The sequence below is a fragment of the Kushneria konosiri genome, assembly GCF_002155145.1.
Lineage (GTDB): Bacteria > Pseudomonadota > Gammaproteobacteria > Pseudomonadales > Halomonadaceae > Kushneria > Kushneria konosiri.
The window spans coordinates 2,418,422-2,438,780 of record NZ_CP021323.1; the positions used below are offsets into that span (position 1 = coordinate 2,418,422).

Below are 20,359 nucleotides of genomic sequence, written 5' to 3' on the forward strand. Positions count from 1 at the left end.
GCTGTTTCTCATTCATCACTGCGTGTTGATTGATGCGTATTATAGTGCGCTCGCCGTCGTGGGATAGTCTCGCCACGCTGTCGACGACCGTCGGCACCCTTTGATGGAGCCAATATGATGAAAGCGATACGGCGTTGGGAGATGGACGCGATCGGTCGTGAAAGACTGGCATTGGTCACTTGCGAGAAGCCACGCCCCGCGGCGGATGAGGTGCTGGTCAGGGTAGGGGCCGTCTCGCTCAACCACCGTGACAAGATGGTGATCGAGAGTGGCAGGGGACTGTCGCTGGCTTATCCCTTTACACCCGGTTCCGACATGGCCGGCACCATCGTCGAACTGGGAGAGCTAGTGAAGGGGTTTGCCGAGGGAGATCGGGTCATCTCCGTGTTCACGCCCGACTGGATCGATGGGCGTCGACCGGGTAATGCGCGAGCACCGGCCTATCGTACCCTGGGTGGTTTCTACCCCGGCGTTCTCGGCGAATACGTGGCGATGCCGGCCGCCTGGCTGGTTCATGCGCCACACACTCTGGACGATGTCCGGGCCAGTACCTTGCCCTGCGCCGGTCTGACTGCCTGGTTTGCGCTCATTGAGAGAGCCGGCGTCAAGGCGGGGGATAGAGTGCTGATTCCGGGCACCGGTAGCGTGGCGCTATTCGGTCTGCTCATCGCGAAGATGAGCGGGGCCGAGGTGATCGTTGCCACCCAACCGGAGAAAGGTGAACGGGTGCTGGCGCTGGGTGCTGGCGCTGGGTGCCGATCACTGGGTAGATCGTTCCCGCGACGATTGGATGGAGGCGATATACACGCTGACCGATGACGAGGGCGTGGATCATGTGCTCGACGTGGTTGGTGGCGATAATCTCGGCGTCTCCGTCCAATTGGCCGCAGTGGGCGGACACGTATGTCAGATTGGTGCATTGGCGGGGTTCGATGTCGCCTCCCCGGCCATGCCGCTAATGCTCAAGGACGTCACGATTCACGGTATCGGCACGGGCAGTCGGCGAGCGCTGGAACGCTTCGTGCGGGCCGTGGATCAAACCCGGCTTGAGCCGGTCATCGCGGCACGCTATTCCCTCGCCGAGCTGCCTCAGGCACTGGATCATCTGGATCTCGGGCCGTTTGGCAAGATTGTAATCGACATGGATAAAGACTGAGTTCGGGTCCTCGCAAAAGGTTCCAGAGCAGTATGTCGGGCAGCCCGGAGCTTCGACTGCGCGGGCTCCGCGCGCTGCATTCGCCCGGGCTGATTTCCCCCCTCCCATGAAAGCCACCTTATTCCACGAAGAGCCGAACGCTTCTCTACCGCTGCTCGTGTCGAATCAATTGGCCGAGGCTGTCGGGCGAAGGGTGATTTCAGTGGTGTCGACGCTTTCAGGAGCCTCGATCACCTGACGTACGGCGCGTGCGATATCGGCAGGCTTGAGCGCGACTTCACGATAGCTCGCAATAACGTCAGCGGTGTCCTCGTGGGTGATGGTCGAGGCCAGTTCACTTTCGACGACGCCGGGATTGACGCAGGTTACCCGCAGGTAGGTGCTCTCCTGGCGCAGCCCGTCGGATATCGCGCGCACCGCGAACTTGGTGGCGGAGTACACCGCCGAGGTGGGCATCACCTGCAGAGCCCCGATGGAGGCGATGTTGATGATCTGTCCCGCCTGCTGGCGCTCCATCACCGGCAGAACCGCGCCAATGCCCCACAGAACCCCCTTGATGTTGATCTCCACCATGGCTTCCCATTCATCCATCTTGCAGGCCGAAAGCGGCGACAGCGGCATGATGCCGGCATTGTTGATCAGCACATCGATGCGACCCCACAGGTCCAGTGCCGTCTGTGCAAAGCCCTGCATCTCCTCTCTGCTTGTGACATCCAGTGGGCATACTTCGACAATGCCGCCGCTTTTGTCGATGTCGTCTGCGATGCGCTCAAGCCTGTCCGTGCGACGTGCGCCCAGTAGCACGCAGGCGCCTGCGGCTGCCAGTTCCCGGGCAATGCCTTCTCCAATGCCGCTGCTGGCACCGGTAACCAAAACGACCTTTCCGACAATACTCATGCTGCTCTCCCGCGGGTTTGACATGAAGTGACGTTCACTTCGGCAGGGCAAAGCGTAATGCGTAGAAGGATTAACCAGAATATGCTGACGGCTGGACTCAATGGTTAGCGAGGCTTTCCAATCAGCATGGATCTCAATCTTCTGACGATATTTTTCGCCGTGGCCCAAGCGGGCAACTTCAGGGCCGCTGCCGACCGGCTGGGCGTGACACGTTCGGCGGTCAGCCAGGGCATCCGGCGACTTGAGCACACGCTGGGAAAGCCGCTTTTCAATCGCACAACACGTAGCGTGCGGCTGACCGAGGAGGGCGAGCAGTTGCTGAGTGCGCTGTCTGATCCGATGACCGAGATCGAGGCGGTACTGGAAGCCACCCGCGATGTGCCGGCCCTGCCCCGGGGGCTTTTAAGGGTCACGGCAACATCGATCGCGGAGCGGTTTCTGTCAGGGCCCTTGATCGCGTCCTTTATCGAACAACATCCTCATATCACGCTGGATGTCACCGTAACGGATGAGACGTTCGATATCGTCGCTGGCGGCTTCGATGCGGGGATCAGGCTGGGAGAGGTGATCGATCAGGACATGATCGCGATGCCCCTGACCGGCGAGCAGCGTCAGGTCGCCGTTGCCACGCCGGACTATCTGGCGCGTCATGGCGTGCCGCAGCATCCCCGGGATCTGGCGGCCCATCGCTGTATTGGATGGCGTCCCTCACCTGAAATGTCCCCCTATCGATGGGAGTTCGAACGTGAAGGGCGTGCGTTTGCCGTGGCGGTCGACCCACAATTGACCACCAATGACATGCTGCTGATGATTCGTGTCGCGCTGGCCGGTGGCGGGATTACGTTCGGTATGGAGGAGACGTTTCTACCCTGGATCGAGCGCGGCCAACTGGTGACGATACTCGATGACTGGTTGCCGCCTTTTGCCGGCTTCTATCTCTATTATCCGAGCCGCCATACGGTGACGCCGAAATTGCGCGCGCTGATGGAACACGTGCGTCACTATCGATAGGTCATCACTGAATCGATAGCTCATCGCTGACGATGGGTGACCGCCGGTATCGAGAGTATCTGCCGGTCAATCTGCCCGGGAGGTGATTCCGCAAGACCACCTCGCGTACGGCACGCTGGAAGATCGTGAGCGTGGTGTCGGCGTCACCGGTGCGGTAGTCACACAGGCCTAATGTGCTGGCAGACATGAGGACTATCCTTGAAGAAGGCTTCATCGTGGCCTGGCCGGGAGGCTGACATGGAAACGCTATTGCTGAACGGGTTATTCGTTGCCGGGGTGATTCTATTGCCCATCGGGGTCGGTATGGTGGCCATGGGGCTCTATGTGCGTACCTTTCGTGCCGCGCTGGTGGGCGCCGGGCTGCTGCTGGCGGGGAGTATTATCGTGCTGACAGGCGCGTAAGGGCTGCTCGAGCACCACGACGCGCCTGACAGCATCACCGCTGGCGCGTCAGTTCCTGCATCAGTGTCGAGACCAGTTCGGCTGCCGGTAGCTCTCGTGCCAGTGGCGCGCCCTGGCCTGCCCAGTGGGCGGCGAATTCATGATGCCCGAGATGACGGGCGGCAGCGTTCAGGCGTTTGGCGGCGTCGTAGGCCACGGGATAAGCCGCCGGTTCGAGACCGACCGCCTGCTCGGCATGGGCAATGAATCGATTATGGATGCCGCGGGCCGGTCGCCCCGACAGGGCTGACGTCAGGCGCGTGGTAGCGGCGCGTTCGCTTTTGAGACTGGCGCGATACCCCTCATTGGCTGCCGATTCGGAACACAGGATAAAGGCGGTCCCCAGCTGAGCGGCCGCCGCTCCCATTTCAAGCATGCCTCTGATGCCGTGACCATCCATGAGGCCGCCGGCCGCAATGATGGGCACGTCAAGCTCGCTGACGAGCAGGCGAACAAGCACCGCAGTAGTGAGTTGCTCATCCGGACGCATCGGGTCAAACAGGCCGCGATGGCCTCCCGCCTCGATACCCTGAGCCACGATGGCATCCATCCCCCGTTGCTGTGCGCGTCGCGCTTCTTCGAGGCTGGTGGCCGTGGCCATGACCAGAATGCCGGCCTTGCGCAGGGGCTGAATCGTCTCGGCAGAGGGTAAGCCGAAATGAAAGCTGACCACCGCCGGGCGCGTTTCGATCAGCATCTGCAGTGCGTGATCGTCATGTAAAAAACTCGGATAGATTTCCTCAAGTGCCGTTGGCACTTCTGCGCCGCACTCGGCAAACAGTGGTCTGAGGTGTTCAAGCCAGGCCAGTTCGCGCTCGGCGTCTCGTCGGGCGGGCTCGTGACAGAAAACGTTGACGTTAAAGGGGCGTGTCGTCAGCGCCGCAGTCTGCTCGATCATCTGTCGGGCGCTGGAGACGCTGCTGGCGCCGATGCCCAGCGACCCCAGAGCGCCTGCATTGGAGACTGCAGCGGCCAGTTCAGGCGTTGAAACGCCGGCCATGGGCGCCTGAATGAGAGGATGAATACGCAGCCTTTCGATAAACGGGTTTGAAAAGGACACGATCGACTGACTCCGTTGAGACTGATAATGAAACATTCAGCTACCGCTTTGAGCTTCATGAGCTCGAGGGCGGCTGGAAAATCGCCGCCATCACTCAGGATTTGCTGCAAGGCTGGGGCAACCGGGCATTACATGGCGGCTCTTCCGTGCGGCAGTTCTGATTCGACCGGTGGCTCATGCCTGCGGCCGGTTCATCGATAGATCCGGTCCAGCTGCGTGAACGCGCCGCGAGCGTGATCCTCCTGAAACATTTCGTGGTCGCGGCGCACGCGGTCGGCGGCCTGCGTGGCGAAGGCCACCATGTCTTCGGTAAATAACGCTATCGGGCCGATGGCCTCGATAATGGCCGGCTCGATGTCGTAATCCACCTTGCCTGCCTCGTCAGACAGGGCGTGTACACCGGCCAGCACCTGACCGCAAATGCGGGCGTACTGCTTCCACTCCTTTTTGGACAGATCGTCCAGGTCGATGCTGTCGCGAAAGGGCGCGCGCTCGCGAGACATGTAGCTGCGCCCATCAAACTCGACATGGCCGTAGAACCGGTCGCCCCGAATCAGGTGTACCGCCTGAGCGTGGGTGATGCGTTCGGCGCGGGTGTCCATTTCATGGCCGGTGTGCGGCACCAGCCCGGCCAGCGCCGAACGTCTGGCCTGCTTGTATTCGATGATCAGATCATCGGTGCCATCGCCCTGGGGACCCTCGATGAGGGCGTAATAGCGATCCAGCCCTAATGAGGCGGTGCCCTGGCCGCGGCGGATGGCCACGTCCTTGACGCGCATGGCAGCGCCCTCGGAGGTCAGGGCGCGCTGCGGTACCTTGATGGCGTTACTCTTGATCAGTCGATCAGTGATCTTTTGAAACTCGTCGCGGCGGGTGGATATCGGTACCAGCTTGTCGGTCGAGCGAAAGCGCTGACCGCTCTCATCGAGATAATCTTCCTTCAGCCAGTCGGCCCGCGCCTCATGGGCATCCTTGAACAGCTGGCGAATCAGCTCCGGTGCATTGTCAAAGCGCATCTCCTCATCCTGCTCGGTGCCGTCCCGGGCCAGACGCTGCATGGCCTCGATATAGCCCTCGATAAAATGGCGCACGACCTTGACCCGGTGCTTGCGCTTGAGTTCTCCCTCGGTTTCGGCAGCAATCATGAAGCCGGTGGCACCGCGCTTGAGATCCCAGGTGAACGGGGCGTAGTAGGCCTCATCGAAGTCATTGACCGAAAAGATCGGTACGTTGTCGACGTTGGGCATCACGCCAAAGTTCTCGGGATGGACGTCGCCCAGCGCCAGCACGGTGGGCATCCAGCCGTCATCGCCGGCCATATCGCGATAGAACAAAAGCGCCGTGCCGCGAAAGAAGGAGAACAGCGAGTCGGAAAGCTGGTTGAACTTGAGCTCGGTCTCCTCGCTGCCATCGGCAATGCGGGTCTGGTGATCCTCGCGCAGGGTCTGGCGCACATGCAGGCGTCGATCAAGGCCGGTCAGTATCCGCGGGCGCAGGATGAATTCGCCACCGGCCACCGCATTGGCCAGCCAACGAAAGGTCTCAAGGCGTGTGCCGACCCTTGGATGAGGCGACGAGCCTGCATCCTTGAGCGCTGCGGCCAGTTCTGCCTTGCTCATCGATGAACGTCCTTCGATGCCGTGCTGGCGTGCCTGCTCGTAAAGTGACTGGCGTGTCGGCTCCGTTGTGTCGGTCATGCTCACCTCCATATGGTCTGGTTTGTGCGGGCGGTCATGGCATTGCTGATACTATCCAGCATGGTCGATGGTTGCGCCATGCGCTCGTTGGGCGCCCACTTCCCGGGACGATATGCCCGAAAAGAGACTTTCATGGATGATTCACGAACCCGGTAACGCAGGCATGACGATAAAAAGACCCTGGTGGTGGCTGGTGGTGCTGGCAGCGCTGGTATTGTCGAGTCTCTGCATGGCGCAGGAAGGTGGCAGTGGCACCGGCACCGGCAGTGAGGCGCAGGGGTGGTACGAGGTCGATACCCTGAACATCGGACTGGATAGCGGTATCGACGAGGCAAGCCTTCGCACACCCCGCGAGACCATGCGCCATTTCATGCGCCTGACCGAAAAGGGCGATTATGAGGGGGCCGCGCACCTTCTCAATCTTGCCGATCTCACGCCTGCCGAGCAGCGCACGCGAGGAGCGGAGCTTGCCCGACAGCTGGCCGAGGTATTCAGGCGTGGCAAGTGGCTCAATATCTCCACGCTCTCGTCGCGCCCGGATGGCATGATCGAGGATGTCTCCGGCAAGGACCCGCGCGCCGGCAAGGCGCGTCGGGACATCGAGCTGGCCTCGCTCGAGGCCGGTAATGATGCCTATGACATCCGTCTGGGACGCTACCGGGTGGGCAAAGAGGAGCCGGTCTGGCTGATCACGCCGGAGAGCGTGTCATCAATTCCAGCGCTTTACGACCGATACGGCCCCTCGCGTTTCGAAGACTACATTCCTGAACCGCTGAAGCAGAATTTCGGGCTTTTGAGACTCTGGGAGTGGATCGCCATTCCGGTGGTGTTACTGGCTATTGGCCTGATCGGCCGACTCGTTCACGCCCTGATAACGGCAATGACGCGCTGGTTGCCGTCCGGTTCGCCCAGCATTTTCATGGCCCAGATTCGAAGCCCGGTGGCGTTGATCGTCATGGCGCTGGTCATGCAGACCCTGCTGGACTTCGTGGTGTCGTTCTCGGCCGTGGTGGCCACGACGCTGCGGGTGATTCTGACCATCGTCATGGCCTGGGGCGTGGGCGTCATTGCCCTGCGGATGATTGACACCTTCATGCTACACATGACCCGACGCATGGCCGGCGAGATCGATGACTCCAAGCCGCGGGACGAGCGCAAGCTTCTGACCACGCTCTATGCGCTGCGCCGCGTCATCATCCTGATCATGGTCGTGCTGGTCACGATCTATGTGCTGAGTCAGGTGCGCCTTTTTGAAACGCTGGGCATGTCGATTCTTGCCTCGGCCAGCGTGCTGGCGGTACTGGCGGGCATTGCCGGGCAGGCGGTGCTGAGCAACATCATCTCCTCGTTTCAGCTCTCGCTGGCCAAGCCCCTGCGCATTGGTGATCTGGTGATGTTTGAAGGTCAGTGGTGCTATGTCGAGAGCATCTTTTATACCTATATCCTGCTGCGGGTCTGGAACGAGCGACGTTTGATCGTGCCGGTGACCTACTTCGCCTCCCGACCCTTTGAGAACCTCTCGGCCAAAAGCACCATGGAGTATCGAACCCTGGAGCTGACGCTGCATCTCAACGCCGACGTGGCCTGTCTGCGCGAGAAGTTTCTCGAATATGCCAAAGCCGAGGAAAACGTCATCGAGCACGAGAAGCTGCTGTGCAGCGTTACCGCTCAGACCGCTGCGGCACAGACCATCACCTGTTTTTTGATGACGGTCGATCCGCTCTCCGGCTGGGCTGCAGAAGCCAGCATTCGCGAGAAGCTCATGGCGTTTATTCGCGATCATCACCCCGACTGGTGGCCGCGTCAGGTGGTGGTGTTAAGCGAGCAGGACATTGCCCGAGGCGAGAGTGCAGGGGAGCGGTTGCAGTAGCCGCGACAATGGCCATCCACCGACCCCGATGTGTACGGGGCCGGTAGCGCTGACCAAAAGGCTGGTCGAGTCAGTGCAGCAAAAGATCCGTGGGTGAGCGCGAGTCCATGGCGCCGGGGTCAGCAGGCTGCCGTGACGATCATTTCAACCCTGAGCGCCGGGCGCGCCAGTCTGGCCTCACCACACGCACGTGCCGGTGCGCAGCCTTCGGGCACCCACTGATCCCAGACAGCGTTCATTTCTTCAAAGTCGGCCATGTCGGCAAGCCAGATCACGACCTGAAGCAGACGCTCCCGAGAAGAGCCTGCCTTTTCGAGCAGCGCATCAATGCGTGACAGGCAGTCGTGGGTCTGGTCGGTGACGGTGTCTCCTTCACCCACCTGGCCGCAGAGATAGACGGTGCCGTTGTGTTTGACGATCTTGCTCATTCTTTGATTGGTGTCCTGACGCTCAATCATGCTGGTCTCCTGTGACGGTTTCAGTGGTTACCGGTTCATTCATGGTGGCAAGTTCGCCAAGACTGACCGGCTTGATGGGGGTGCGGATGCGGTAATAGCCGGTGTCGTCAGGCGTCATGTCGTTGGCCTCAGCAAGGATCGAGGTGACCGTAAGGCCACAATAGCGACCCTGACATTGCCCCATGCCTGCCCGGGTAAAGGCTTTCAGTTGATTGGGGCCTCGACATCCGAGCCTGGCATAGGTGCGAATGTCGCCGGCAGTGACTTCCTCGCAACGACAGGCCAGCGTGGTGTCTGCAGGCCGTAATGCCTGAGCGCAGGGCGGATAGGCAGCATCGAGGAAGGGACGGGCGTCGAGCTCCCGATCACGCTGAGCTCTCAGAGTTGCTGCGAGTTGATCGCGCTGCTGACGGTCGAGCCGGTTGGATAGATGAGCAATCTGCAGGGCGGCAAGATGTCCACCGAGTTCAGCGACCCTTGCACCGCCGATACCTGCGCCATCTCCCGCCACAAAGACGCCCTCGACATCGCCTTGTCCCCACTCATCCAGCCGGGGTATGAAGCAGTGCTGCTGATCGGACCAGTCATGAGGGAGGTCCATGGCGCGAGCAGCCTGCGTATTGGGCACCACACCATGATGAAGCATCACCGTATCGCACTCGATGCGGTGTTCCCTGCCGTGGCTCTGAAACGTGATGGCACGCGCCTTGTCGGTGCCTTCGATCGCAAGATGCGTGGCCGCCGTGTGACGGGGGACGCCGGCACGTCGAATCTCCAGAAGCATCTTCAATCCCTTGACAGGATATCGCCAGCCTTTCAATGCGCCGGTCCAGTGACGCATGGCGCGGCGAAGGTCGCTGCGCGTCTGGGTCTCGATCAGCGCCCTGGGCGGCCGGCCGGCCCGGATCATCTGTGCCGCGACGAGATATAAAAGCGGTCCGGAGCCCACCAGAACGGCGCTGCGCGCCACAACGCCCGATTGCTTGAGAAGGATCTGACCCGCACCGGCGGTCATGACGCCGGGTAACGTCCATCCGGGAATGGGCATCGGGCGCTCCAGCGCTCCCGTGGCCAGCAACAGATAATCGGTCTGAAGCTGTGTGGCTCGTCCGTCACGGGTATAGGAAATGCGGTGGCCCTCTTCGATGGACCACACCACCGCGTTGCAGCAATGCTCGATGTTGTCTTTGTTCAACGCGGTGGCAAGGGATCGGCCGTAAAGATAATCAGACCCCAGAAGGGTGCCGCGCTGGGAGGTGACGTTGGTGACATTACGATAGATCTGTCCGCCCGGTGTGGGTTGTTCATCAAGCAGTGTGACCGACAGACCAAGCCCGGCGGCCCTGGCGGCTGCGGCCATGCCGGCCGGGCCGGCGCCGATGATGACGAGGTTACGCTTTTGCATCATCGACCTCCGATGGCTCTTCACTGTCACTCCAGCTGTCCGGCGGTGTCGGGTCCGGGCGCTCGATCTCCATGCCGGCGCGGACACTCATCATGCAGGCCTGTCGAGTGACCCCGTCGACGACCACCAGACACTCAAAGCAGGCGCCCATCATGCAAAACGGAGCACGGGGGGCGCCGGAGATCGAGGTGCTGCGAAACCTTCCGATGCCAGCACCGAGCAATGCGGCTGCGAGGTTGGCCCCGTCGGGCAGTTCCAGTGGTGTCTGCTCGAAGCTCACCCGGACGGTGGGGCCATCTTCCAGTTCAAGAAATGGCGAAGCGTTTTTCACTGAACACCTCCAGATTCGGTGCTGCTGACGTGTCCTCCAGCCAGTCGGGCAAAAGGCAGGCATGGGCTGCAGCCAGTGTGATACCGCTGTGGCAGGTCACCAGGTAGGCGCCGGGCATTTCCGGGCTCTGCTGATAGATCGGCAGGCCATCGGGTGACATGATGCGAAGGGCCCCCCAGCTGCGCACCAGCTGTGCTCTGGCAAGCGATGGGTAGGCGGCGATGGCTCGGGCGGCGAGCTCTGATAGTCCCGCCTGGGTCACGCTGTCATCGAGCCCGACTTCTTCGTTGGTTGCGCCGATCTGAATGCTGCCTTCATCGACCTGGCGTGCAATCAGTGACGGCCGATGGATCAGTCTTGGGAGTCGCTCGGTGATCAGCACCTGCCCACGCTGGGGTCTGACAGGCGCCGAAAACCCCAGCGCCGGACCCAGTTTGGCGGCGCCCAGTCCGGCCGATAGCACGATCTTTCCACCGGTCAGAGTGGTTGAATCGCTGCAGACGACCCTGAAGCCGTCCCGGCATGACACCGAGGTGACCTTTTTGCCATTGAGGACCTGGCCCCCCAGGCGTCGTACGTCGGCCGCCAGGGCCTTCAACAGCTTGAGAGGATTGGTATGGCCGTCCTGGTGATGCAGGATGGCACCGATGACGCCGGCACCGATATGAGGTTCTTCCCGACGAATCGCGTTCTGATCGAGTACCTCATAGGGATAATCACCGTTTAGCTGATGCTTCAGACCCTGATAGCTTTCAACCGTGCGTTGTAGCGTCTCCTCTGAAAAATGCAGGTCGTAGCCGCCGTTTTGCTGAAGCGGTACGCGATAGCCGGTATTGTCCTCAAGCTCCTGGGCGAGTTCGGGCCATAGACGTGCCGACGATTGCGACCAGCGTGCGTAGCGTGGCTGATTGAGTCCCTTGGACTGTACCCATATCAGTCCAAAGTTGCCTCGGCTGGCTCGAAAGGAGCCATCTGCGCCATCGACGACGCTGACGCGATGGCCTCGCTTGAGCAGCCCCCAGGCCACCGAGAGGCCGACCACGCCGCCTCCGATGATGATGTAGTCGGTATCCATGCGTCATTCCCGATGTTGACAGAGCGAGACAGGGCAGGCCGGCGGCCTTGCCCCGTTTGATTGACAACTCACTTCTCGGCCTGCCTGACCTCATCCAGAATCGGTTCTGCCCAGTCATGACCGATGTCGTCCAGAATGGCCGGCCATACCTCGGCGCGAACCTTTTTGGACATGGCGGCCAGCTCTTCATCGCTGAGCTCGACGACCTGAGTGCCCTGTTTGGCCAGAAGCGCTTCGTTGGCCTTCTGGTCCTCGGCAGCAGTTTCCCAGCGCGTCGCCTCAAAGGCTGCGGCCTGTTCCTTCATGGCGTTCTGGTCCTCCTGCGAAAGTCCGGAGAAGACGTCCCTGGAGATCAGCATGTACCAGACTTCAAAGTGGGTATTGGCGGGGATATAGGTCTTTGTGACGTCCCGGAAAGAGGCGTAATACCCTTCGGCGCCCGAGCCGATGATGCCGTTGACAACGCCTGTCTGGACGGCAGTAAAGGCTTCTGAAAACGGGATGGGAGAGGGGATATAGCCCAGTGCTTCACCTGTCAGCTGAAAGCTCTTGATGGCCGGAACACGCACCTTGATGCCATTGGGCTCAAGAGAGGCCGGATGAGGGTTGTTGACGTTCAGGGAAATGCCACCGAAATAGACCGGATAGGCCGCCAGCATCACGATGTCCTGATCGTCATAGAGTTTGGCCATCGTGTCGCGAATGATGCCGCCCGGGCCATAGATTGCGTGAGCCTGTTCCCAGCTGCCGGCCAGATAGGGAAAGACACTGATCTGCATCCGTCGGTCGGCAGCCGTTGCCGGCGGCTGAACGGCCATGTCGATCGCGCCAAAGCTGACGCGCTCCTGAACGGTGGTGTAGTCTCCCAGCGCCGAGGCGGGAAACAGCTTGATCTGCACGTCGCCGCTGGTGGCCTCGGAGACGTTGTCGGCAAACGTGTGCAGCTCCTTGTCGATGGTGGCGCCCTGGGGGCGAACATGGCTCAGCTTCAGGGTGTCGGCACTTGCCTGGGCGCCCAGCGTCATCAGGATGGCAAGAGCGGCAGCGGTACCCGGGATTCGTTTTTTCATTGTGTACGGTCCTTCAATGGATTGGAGTTATTGGTGAAGCACGGTCAAACAGCTCAGGGCGAGACGTCATAGCCGAACAGGCGAGGCAGGAAAAGTGATAGATCCGGCCAGAGCGAGGTCAGAAAGACGACCGGGACATATCCGAAAAGAATCAGCTTCATGGCCGGTGGGATAACCTTGGTGACCTTGACGTTCCCGATGCGGGCGCCCAGGTAGAGGATCGAGGCATAGGGAGGTGTCACGCCGCCCATGGCCGTATTGACGCCCATGATGGCGGCAAACTGCACCGGGCTGACGCCGATGGCGTTCATCAGCGGCAGCAAAAGCGGGGCAATCAGGATAATGGCGGTAATGTCGTTGACAACCATGCCGACCAGAAACAGCAGGATGTTGATCAGGATCAACAGCAGAATCTTGTTCTCGGTGATTGAAAAGATGCCATTGACCAGCTGCTGAGGAATGCTTTCATACACGAACATCTGGCTGAGAATCATCGAGAAAAGAATCATCAGCATGATGGCCCCGACCGCCGTGGCGGCTTCCTTGCCAGCGTGGAAAAAATTGTCCCATTTGAGTCCCTTGTAGATCAGAAAACCCACCGGGATGGCATAGATCACGGAGACCGCCGCGGCTTCGGTCGGGGTCATGATGCCCCCGTAGATACCACCAAGAATGATGATTGGCATCAAAAGGGCCGGGAAGGCGTTGAAGCCTCGCTTGGCCACTTCGCTGGAGAGTTCGGAAAACGACGGCTTTTCGTCCAGCACAAGATTGAATTTGCGAGACATGATCAGGTTGATGACCGAGAAGGAGACCATGATCATGAGCCCCGGCCCAAGCGTTGCCAGAAAGCAGGCCAGTATGGAGGTGTCGGTCACCCAGCCATAGACGATCATCGTCACCGAAGGCGGAATCAAAAGACCCAGAATGGAAGAGTTGGCAATCAGCGCCGTGGCGTATTCACGTGGATAGCCGCGCTTTTCCATCTCGGGGATCAGTAGTGGTCCGATCGCGGCGATACCGGTCAGGCCGGAGCCTGAAATGGCACCGATAACGGCACAGGAGACCGCGGCAACCACACCGAGCCCACCTCTTATATGGCCGATAAAGACGTTGATGAAGCGCAGCAGCGATGCGGCGATGCCGCTTTGTGACATGATCGTGCCTGCAAGAACAAACAGCGGGATGGCCAGCAGGACCGGATTGGCCAGCTGTCCGAACCCCCAGAGCATCATGCCCTTCATCGTGACGCCGCCGATCAGCGTCATGACCATCAGCGCGGCACCAAAACAGTAGGGCAGCGGAACACCAAGTGATAACGTGATGACCAGTATGGCGATGGCGATCATGGCAACTTCGATCATGACGGCTCTCCTTCACGAAGGCTTTGGACATGACGCAGGAGATGCCAGAGCGTATAGAGCACCATCAGAACAAGCCCCGCGAGTAGAGCAACGTCCGAATAAAAGGTGGGGATGTAGAGCGTCGGGCTTTCACGCCAGACGCGCCAGGCATAGCGGGTGTAGTCCCATGCCCAAAAGAGAAGCCACAGGGCCACAATCAGGCTGATAACCTCGCCTGTGATGGCGAGCAGGGTATGGCCGCGCCGGGTCTTGATAAAGATTTCAAGAACGTTGGCACGGATATGGCTGTTTTCGCGGGACGCGTTGACGGCGCCAAGGATATAGAGCCAGAGCGTGGGGTACAGCATGGTTTCTTCAAGTCCCATGAGCGGAACCTGGAAGACGTAGCGAGTCAGGACCTGTACGAACTGTCCCAGCGCCACCAGACAGATCAAGGCTGTCAGCAGATATTTTGCGAATCGGTCCATGAGTTTCCCATTATTGTTGAAGTGCTCGTGGAACTGTCGGACTCATTGTTGTATTGCCACTTCAGTTCACTGGAGTGGATGTATAAAATCAATTTCAAAATCTCTTTGTATCCATAAATCAGGTTTATACCCTTGAACCTCTCATTGCGACAGCTCACTACCTTCAGGGAAGTCATGCGCCTGGGCACCATCAGTGAGGCAGCAAGATCCGTGGGGCGAACGCAGCCTGCCGTGTCCAGCATGATGCATACTCTCGAAGAGGAACTGGGATTTGCCCTGTTTGTGAGGGAGAAGGGAAGGCTGACGGCGACACCTGAAGCCTTTTTCTTTCTGGATGAGTGCGATGAGATTCTGGAAAGGGTCGAGCGATCAAAAAGAACGCTCAGGCGCATCAGTACCCTGCAGTCAGGCCGGCTCCGAATTGGCTGTCACCCGGCGGCGTCCAGCGTCTTTGTGCCTAGACTGTTGACGGGGTTTCTTGCAGACAAGCCTTCTCTTGAAGTGTCACTGATTACGCATTCCTCTGAAATGATCGAGGATCTCGTGGCCTCCCTGCAGTTTGATATCGGGTTTACGGAAACGCCCGAATCACGCTCTGCGCTTCAGCAGTCGGATTTCGATCTGGAATGTGTCTGCCTGATGAAAAGCAACCACCCCGCGGCGCAGGGGACAACGGTGACGCCGGAGATGCTTGATGGAGAGCCCATGGCGGTGCTGTTCGACGCGCACAAAACCGCTGTCCAGACGCGGGCAGTATTTCAGGCAGCGGGATGTCGATTGAATACAAGGTTCGAGTTACGCACCTTCGCCTCCGGACTTGAGTTCGTCGAGGCCGGTCTGTGCGTCATGGTGTGTGACATGATCACGGCTTACAGTCAGGTGCTGAACTCGCCTCGGGCAGAGTGTCTGGCCATTCGTCGCTTTCGCCCTAGGATCTCCAATAGCGTTTCGATTTTGACGCCGAGCTACGCAACATGCTCTCTCGCGGCCGATGCCTTCATTGCCGAGCTGGAAAAAGGCGTCGTGACCATGAAACACCACATTGATGAGGTGTTGGGTCTGCAGGATTCATGATCGATACCTGAGCTGAGTTACGTTGTTCCCCCGAGGTCATGACCTCGGGGGCGGCATCAGCGTCGCCTGGTCAGGTTGCCGTGGTGGTGGGATCATTCTCGGAGCTGCCGGACTGATCGCCGGACATACTGCCATCATCAGAAGACATGGACGGCGCTTCGGGCGTAGTGGCGCTGTCGTCAGGCATGGCAGCACTGTCATCGGGCATGGCAGCATTGTCATCGGGCGTAGACGGGGCCACTTCGGGTGCAGTGGTGCTGTCACCGCTGGTGGCAGCCGGCGCTGTCGAGCCTGCGTCATCCCGCGTCACGCGCCATACGGCATTGGTCAGGTCGTCAGCAACGATCACCGAGCCATCCGGGGCGACGCTTACGCCCACCGGGCGCCCCCGAGTGCGGCCGTCATCGGTCAGAAAGCCCGAGACAAAATCCACCGGGTCACCGGCAGGCCTGCCGTTTTCGAACGGGACAAAGACCACGTTGTAGCCGACCGGGTCGGCGCGATTCCAGCTGCCATGCTGACCGATGAAGACACCGTCACTGTATTCACCGCCTACCTGCGGATTGGAAAAGGCAAGGCCCAGCGGCGCGCGGTGCGAGGCCAGGCTGTAATCCGGTGCGATGGCCGACTCGACCTTCTCGGGATTTTCCGGCTTTACTCGCGGGTCAACGTGCTGCCCCCAGTAGCTGTAGGGCCAGCCATAAAAACCGCCATCCTGAATCGAGGTCAGGTAGTCCGGCACCAGATTCGGGCCAAGCTCATCGCGCTCGTTGGCGACCGCCCAGAGGATATCGGTACCCGGCTGGAAGGTCAGCGCCGTCGGATTGCGTACGCCGGTGGCGTAGGCGCGATGTGCACCGGTCTCCGGATCAATCTGCCAGATTTCGGCGCGGTCGACTTCGGCTTCCATGCCGCGCTCGGTAATGTTGCTGTTGGAACCGATCCCGACATAGAGATACTGACCGTCGGGGCTTGCGGTCATCGCCTTGGTCCAGTGGTGGTTGATCTCGGAGGGCAGCAGCGTCACCAGTTCGGGTGAACCACTGGCCTGTGTCTGGCCGTCTTCATAGTCAAAGCGCACCAGCGAGCCCTGATTGGCGACATAGAGCTGGTCATCGATCAGCGCCAGGCCATAAGGGGCATCGAGGCCGTCGGCAAACACATTCTGCTGCTCATAGGTGCCATCACCATCGGCGTCGCGCAGGAGTGTCAGCCGATTGCCGCCCTTGACCGAGGTCTTGCCCTTGGCCTTGATGATGCCGGCAATGAAGTCCTTGGGCTTGAGCTTTGGTGCGTGTCCGCCGCTGCCCTCTGCCACCAGAATATCGCCGTTGGGAAGAACCAGCGTCTGACGCGGGATCTTCAGGTCAGAGGCAATCTCGGTGATGCTATAGCCTTCGGGAACCGTCGGCTTTTCATCGTTCCAGGGCGCCTGTTCCGGCACGGTCATGTTAGGCAAAAGCCCGCGCTGAGGGTCCGGCAGGTTCGGATTGGCACCGTACTGCGGATCGTCTGCCAGAGCGCCTGCGCTGCCTGCCATCAAGGCGATCGCCAGCGGCGTCGTCAGAGTGAGTCTGAACTGGTTCATTGCGATTTCCTCACGCCGGTGTTGGTAAAGCCGATCCAGGTGGCGACAAGGGCCAGCACGGTCACAACGAGCGACAGAATGAAGCCGTTTGGCATCATGGCCCAGGCGTCCTTGGCATGGGTCAGCGCGTTGACAAAGCCCAGTAGAAAACTGATCACCAGCAGGGCGAGATAGATGAGCCCCCGGCGACGATCATGGGCGACAAATAATCCGAAAAGGCCACACAGGAAGGCCAGGCCATTACACACCAGCGCAAAGGCGATCAGCCAGGAGGAAAAGGTGGCCCACTGGATCTGGTAGCTCGCCATATAGGCGTAGTCACTGAGTGTGGCACCAAGAAAGAGCACAAAGGTGCCGGCAAGCAGCACCCCGTGCAGCGGATTGATTCCGCGTCGATAGGTATGTTCGGTAGCAGCGTTCACCTGGGACCCCCTGAAATCATTGAAAGACACTCGATGCCTTTGAGGCACGTTATTGTCACGAGCATTCAGTCAAAGCGTAGTCGGTTTATGGTCGCTTCAGTGAAGCACTTTCCCCACGGTCTGAAACCCTACTTGATTTCAGGCAGCGGTCACGATCATGTGACCGGCTGATGTCGATCTAGAGGGCGGTCAGCTCACAAGGGCCTTGCCTGGAGGGTAGTGTCGTCGGGCGTGATCGGGTCGGGATGTGCGGTTTCCACCTCCGGCACCACCTGTGAGAGATCCTCATGGTGTTCATGCTCGCGAGCACCCTGCACCAGCGCCTCGGTGACCACCAGTTCGGCCCCGACCACGGAGTGTGAGGTGCTGGAAGTAAAGGGCGCCACCGGTATTGGCGCCGGGCGCTGGCTACGTCGCCACAGTAAAAAGAGAGCCAGCGTGATCCCCAGCCCGCCCATTGCCATGAACAGTCCGCTGTTACCGAGTCGCGACATGACCGGTGTGATCAGCGGCGGACTGAAGGTGGCGCCCAGCTCGTTGATCAGCAAAAGCCCCTGGCTCATGCGCACCAGCGCTCCGGCCGGTGCCCGGTCAGCGGCGTGGCTGATCGAGACCGGATACAGCACGAATACGCTGCCACCGATCAAAAAGAGCATGCCGGCCATCAAGAGGGGACCATCACCGACCCACAGGAGACCAAAGCAGAGCGCTGCCAGCGCCACGCTGGTCAGAATCAGCACCATCTGCCGGTCATGACGATCCGACCAGCGTCCGATGGGATATTGAAGCAGCATGCCCCCCAGAATCACCAGAGCCATCATTCGGCCGACGTCGGAAAGCTCAAGACCGCTTCGCTGCAGGTACAGCGGCAGGAGGCTGTAAACGGCCGAGATCAAAAGCCCGGCCACAAAACAGCCGATCACGCCGGTGGGGGTGACGGTGATCAATCGCCAAGGGGAGAGCGGTTCGGCATGCTCGATCAGCGGAGAGACGCGCGGAATCAGGCCCAGCGGCAGAATGGACAGGGCCGCCAGAATGGCAATGACCATGAAGGCGGCGGAATCGTCACCGATATCGGCCACGCCCAGCAGCAGCTGGCCGATCACGCCGGCGCCATATAGTGCGATCATGTAAAGCGCCAGCAGCCGGCCGCGCACCTTCGGGTCCGAGGCGCTTAAAAGCCAGCTCTCGATGACCAGATAGACGCCGAGCGTGGCCCAGCCGCACAAAAAGCGCATGACGAACCAGAACTCGGCATTCACCCACAGGCCCTGAGCCAGCACGGTCACCGCTACAAGGGCACCGAAACAGGCATAGGCGCGAATATGGCCGATACGCAGCAGGATTCGGTCACTGAAAAGAGCACCGATGACCAGACCGGCATGAAAGGCGGCCGATATCCAGCCGATGGTGGTTGCAGATTCGCCGGCGGCGTCCAGACGCACCGTCACCAGCGACATCAAAAAACCATTGCCAATCCCAAAGATAAAAAGGCCGAGTAATGGCGCAAGGGCCATCGAGAACAGCTGGCGTGACATGAGGCGTGTTGATCCTGATGAGCGTCGGCGCGCAGGAGAGCCGACGGGTCTTTCGAAAGCAGGACCTTCGGCCGGGCGGCCGAAAGCGAGCGCACTATACGCCTGAACTCCCGGGAAAAGAAGTGAAATAACGCCCCGGGTGAACGGCCTGCTCGCTAGTCGCTGATGGCAGTGGCGGACGCGGTGTCAGAAGCCGTGCGCCGTCGCTCTGCGGCTCTGGCCTTCAAGGCGACCAGCGCGGCCAGAAGCCCGGCGGCGGCTCCCACCAGCATGGCCCAGCGCGGGCCGGCATGGTCGGCAATCGCCCCCACAATGGGGGCACCGATCGGCGTGCCGCCCATGGTGACCGCAATGCGCAGTGCCATCACCCGCCCGCGCATGGCAGGCGTGGTGGTGAGCTGCATGGTGGCGTTGGAGGCGGTCATGAAGGTCAGTGCCGAAAGCCCCGTCAGCATCAATGCGATGGCAAAAAGCCATACGCTGGGCGCCAGCGCGGCCAGCAGACAGAACACCCCGAACGACAGCGACGAGACCAGCAAGAGCCCCATGCGAGGCTGCTCGCGTCGGGCGGCCAGCAGCGCGCCGGTCACCGAGCCCACGGCCAGACAGGTGGTCAAAAGCCCGTACTGGTGAGCGTCGCCGTGAAAGACGCTCACCGACATGGTCGAGATAAAGACCGAAAAGTTGAAGCCAAAGGTGCCAATCAAAAAGAGCATGATCAAAAGTGCACCCAGATCCGGGCGATGGCGCACGTAGCGAAAGCCTTCGGTCAGGCTGCCCCGGCGCTGGGTGGCCCGCTCGGTGATATGGAGTTCATTAATGCGTAAAAGGCACAGGGCACCCAGTACGGCGGCAAAGGAGGCCGCATTGATGATAAAGAGCCAGCCGGTACCGGCCACGGCAATCAGAATGCCCGCAATGGCAGGGCCCACCATGCGTGCAGCGTTGAACGAGGTGGAGTTAAGCGCTACGGCGTTGGCCAGAAATTTCTCGCCGACCAGATCATTGACGAACACCTGACGTGCCGGGGCATCAAAGGCCGTCACGCACCCCAGGGCAAGGGCAAAGAGGTAGACCTGCCAGAGTGTGACCGCACCGGTCAGGGTCAAAAGGCCCAGGCCCAGCGCCAAAAGACCCTGTAGCGCCTGGGAAAGCATGATCAGCCGGCGGCGATCAAAGTAGTCCACGGCAAAGCCGGACAGCGGCAGCAGTAAAAGCTGCGGGCCAAACTGCAGCGCCATGGTAATGCCCATGGCAGTGGCATCGTTGGCCGTCAGGACCGTCAGCACCAGCCAGTCCTGGGCGATGCGCTGCATCCAGGTGCCGACATTGGACACCAGCGCGCCCCCGAACCAGAGCCGATAGTTGTAAACGCTCAGCGAGCGGAAAAGCCGGCGATCACGCATGAGACGTCATGCGTACATCGGGACATGCC

The 20,359-nt window shown here is 60.4% G+C and carries 20 protein-coding genes; 6 read left to right on the forward strand and 14 right to left on the reverse strand.

The features are described 5' to 3' along the window. The first annotated feature begins 114 nt into the window (after positions 1-114). Together B9G99_RS11190 and B9G99_RS17050 are read left to right on the forward strand one after the other, a co-directional pair. Complete coding sequence (locus B9G99_RS11190; protein ID WP_227875791.1) at positions 115-819, forward strand: zinc-dependent alcohol dehydrogenase family protein; 705 nt, start codon at positions 115-117, stop codon at positions 817-819. Beyond that, positions 791-1,156, forward strand: coding sequence for a zinc-binding dehydrogenase (locus tag B9G99_RS17050; RefSeq protein ID WP_236946578.1), 366 nt, complete (start codon positions 791-793; stop codon positions 1,154-1,156). Before B9G99_RS11190 ends, B9G99_RS17050 begins: the two co-directional genes overlap by 29 nt. 165 nt (positions 1,157-1,321) lie before the next feature. Here B9G99_RS17050 and B9G99_RS11195 read toward each other — a convergent pair whose 3' ends face one another. After that, positions 1,322-2,053: an SDR family oxidoreductase gene (locus B9G99_RS11195; protein ID WP_086622231.1), complete on the reverse strand. Its 732-nt coding sequence runs from the start codon at positions 2,051-2,053 to the stop codon at positions 1,322-1,324. 126 nt (positions 2,054-2,179) lie between these two features. Here B9G99_RS11195 and B9G99_RS11200 point away from each other — a divergent pair, with 126 nt between their 5' ends. Then, on the forward strand, positions 2,180-3,064 hold the full coding sequence (locus B9G99_RS11200) for a LysR family transcriptional regulator (protein WP_227875793.1): 885 nt from the start codon (positions 2,180-2,182) through the stop codon (positions 3,062-3,064). Positions 3,065-3,301: 237 nt separating this feature from the next. Continuing rightward, positions 3,302-3,466 (forward strand): hypothetical protein, encoded by a 165-nt coding sequence (locus B9G99_RS16835; RefSeq protein ID WP_158521490.1) that lies wholly within the window; start codon positions 3,302-3,304, stop codon positions 3,464-3,466. A 34-nt stretch (positions 3,467-3,500) separates the two neighbouring features. Here B9G99_RS16835 and B9G99_RS11210 read toward each other — a convergent pair whose 3' ends face one another. Beyond that, positions 3,501-4,565 (reverse strand): NAD(P)H-dependent flavin oxidoreductase, encoded by a 1,065-nt coding sequence (locus tag B9G99_RS11210; protein ID WP_086623440.1) that lies wholly within the window; start codon positions 4,563-4,565, stop codon positions 3,501-3,503. Positions 4,566-4,756: 191 nt separating this feature from the next. Further along, positions 4,757-6,262, reverse strand: a complete 1,506-nt coding sequence (locus tag B9G99_RS11215) for a DUF2252 family protein (protein ID WP_086622234.1) — start codon at positions 6,260-6,262, stop codon at positions 4,757-4,759. 163 nt (positions 6,263-6,425) lie between these two features. Between B9G99_RS11215 and B9G99_RS11220 the strand changes: the two genes are divergently transcribed. Then, entirely contained in the window at positions 6,426-8,132 is a 1,707-nt protein-coding gene (locus B9G99_RS11220) for a mechanosensitive ion channel family protein (RefSeq protein ID WP_086623441.1), read from the forward strand. Between the two features lie 119 nt (positions 8,133-8,251). Here the strand turns inward: B9G99_RS11220 and B9G99_RS11225 are convergent, their stop codons facing one another. The 7 genes from B9G99_RS11225 to B9G99_RS11255 form a co-directional block, all read right to left on the reverse strand. Beyond that, complete coding sequence (locus B9G99_RS11225) at positions 8,252-8,590, reverse strand: RidA family protein (RefSeq protein WP_086622235.1); 339 nt, start codon at positions 8,588-8,590, stop codon at positions 8,252-8,254. Continuing rightward, positions 8,583-9,995, reverse strand: coding sequence for an FAD/NAD(P)-dependent oxidoreductase (locus B9G99_RS11230; protein WP_086623442.1), 1,413 nt, complete (start codon positions 9,993-9,995; stop codon positions 8,583-8,585). Before B9G99_RS11230 ends, B9G99_RS11225 begins: the two co-directional genes overlap by 8 nt. Next, the gene (locus tag B9G99_RS11235) at positions 9,982-10,326 is read right to left on the reverse strand and encodes a (2Fe-2S)-binding protein (RefSeq protein WP_227875794.1); all 345 of its coding nucleotides are present in this window, start codon (positions 10,324-10,326) and stop codon (positions 9,982-9,984) included. Before B9G99_RS11235 ends, B9G99_RS11230 begins: the two co-directional genes overlap by 14 nt. Beyond that, a complete protein-coding gene (locus tag B9G99_RS11240) occupies positions 10,301-11,401 on the reverse strand; it encodes an NAD(P)/FAD-dependent oxidoreductase (RefSeq protein ID WP_086622237.1) in 1,101 nt (366 codons plus the stop codon). Before B9G99_RS11240 ends, B9G99_RS11235 begins: the two co-directional genes overlap by 26 nt. Positions 11,402-11,469: 68 nt before the next feature. Then, entirely contained in the window at positions 11,470-12,471 is a 1,002-nt protein-coding gene (gene dctP, locus B9G99_RS11245; RefSeq protein ID WP_086622238.1) for a TRAP transporter substrate-binding protein DctP, read from the reverse strand. A gap of 53 nt (positions 12,472-12,524) precedes the next feature. Next, positions 12,525-13,835 (reverse strand): TRAP transporter large permease, encoded by a 1,311-nt coding sequence (locus B9G99_RS11250; protein ID WP_086622239.1) that lies wholly within the window; start codon positions 13,833-13,835, stop codon positions 12,525-12,527. Beyond that, positions 13,832-14,302 carry a TRAP transporter small permease gene (locus B9G99_RS11255; protein ID WP_086622240.1) on the reverse strand — a complete coding sequence of 157 codons (471 nt, stop codon included), beginning with the start codon at positions 14,300-14,302 and terminating at the stop codon, positions 13,832-13,834. The genes B9G99_RS11250 and B9G99_RS11255 overlap by 4 nt, the downstream gene beginning before the upstream one ends. A gap of 132 nt (positions 14,303-14,434) precedes the next feature. On the opposite strand from B9G99_RS11255, the gene B9G99_RS11260 reads away from it, so the two are divergent. Continuing rightward, positions 14,435-15,376 (forward strand): LysR family transcriptional regulator, encoded by a 942-nt coding sequence (locus B9G99_RS11260; RefSeq protein ID WP_086622241.1) that lies wholly within the window; start codon positions 14,435-14,437, stop codon positions 15,374-15,376. A gap of 70 nt (positions 15,377-15,446) precedes the next feature. Here the strand turns inward: B9G99_RS11260 and B9G99_RS11265 are convergent, their stop codons facing one another. The 4 genes from B9G99_RS11265 to B9G99_RS11280 form a co-directional block, all read right to left on the reverse strand. Further along, positions 15,447-16,964: a PQQ-dependent sugar dehydrogenase gene (locus B9G99_RS11265; protein WP_169712220.1), complete on the reverse strand. Its 1,518-nt coding sequence runs from the start codon at positions 16,962-16,964 to the stop codon at positions 15,447-15,449. Then, a complete protein-coding gene (locus B9G99_RS11270; protein ID WP_086622242.1) occupies positions 16,961-17,386 on the reverse strand; it encodes a DUF2231 domain-containing protein in 426 nt (141 codons plus the stop codon). Before B9G99_RS11270 ends, B9G99_RS11265 begins: the two co-directional genes overlap by 4 nt. A 194-nt stretch (positions 17,387-17,580) precedes the next feature. Then, complete coding sequence (locus tag B9G99_RS11275) at positions 17,581-18,924, reverse strand: MFS transporter (protein ID WP_086622243.1); 1,344 nt, start codon at positions 18,922-18,924, stop codon at positions 17,581-17,583. Positions 18,925-19,079: 155 nt separating this feature from the next. After that, entirely contained in the window at positions 19,080-20,330 is a 1,251-nt protein-coding gene (locus B9G99_RS11280) for an MFS transporter (RefSeq protein WP_086622244.1), read from the reverse strand. Positions 20,331-20,359: the final 29 nt, after the last annotated feature.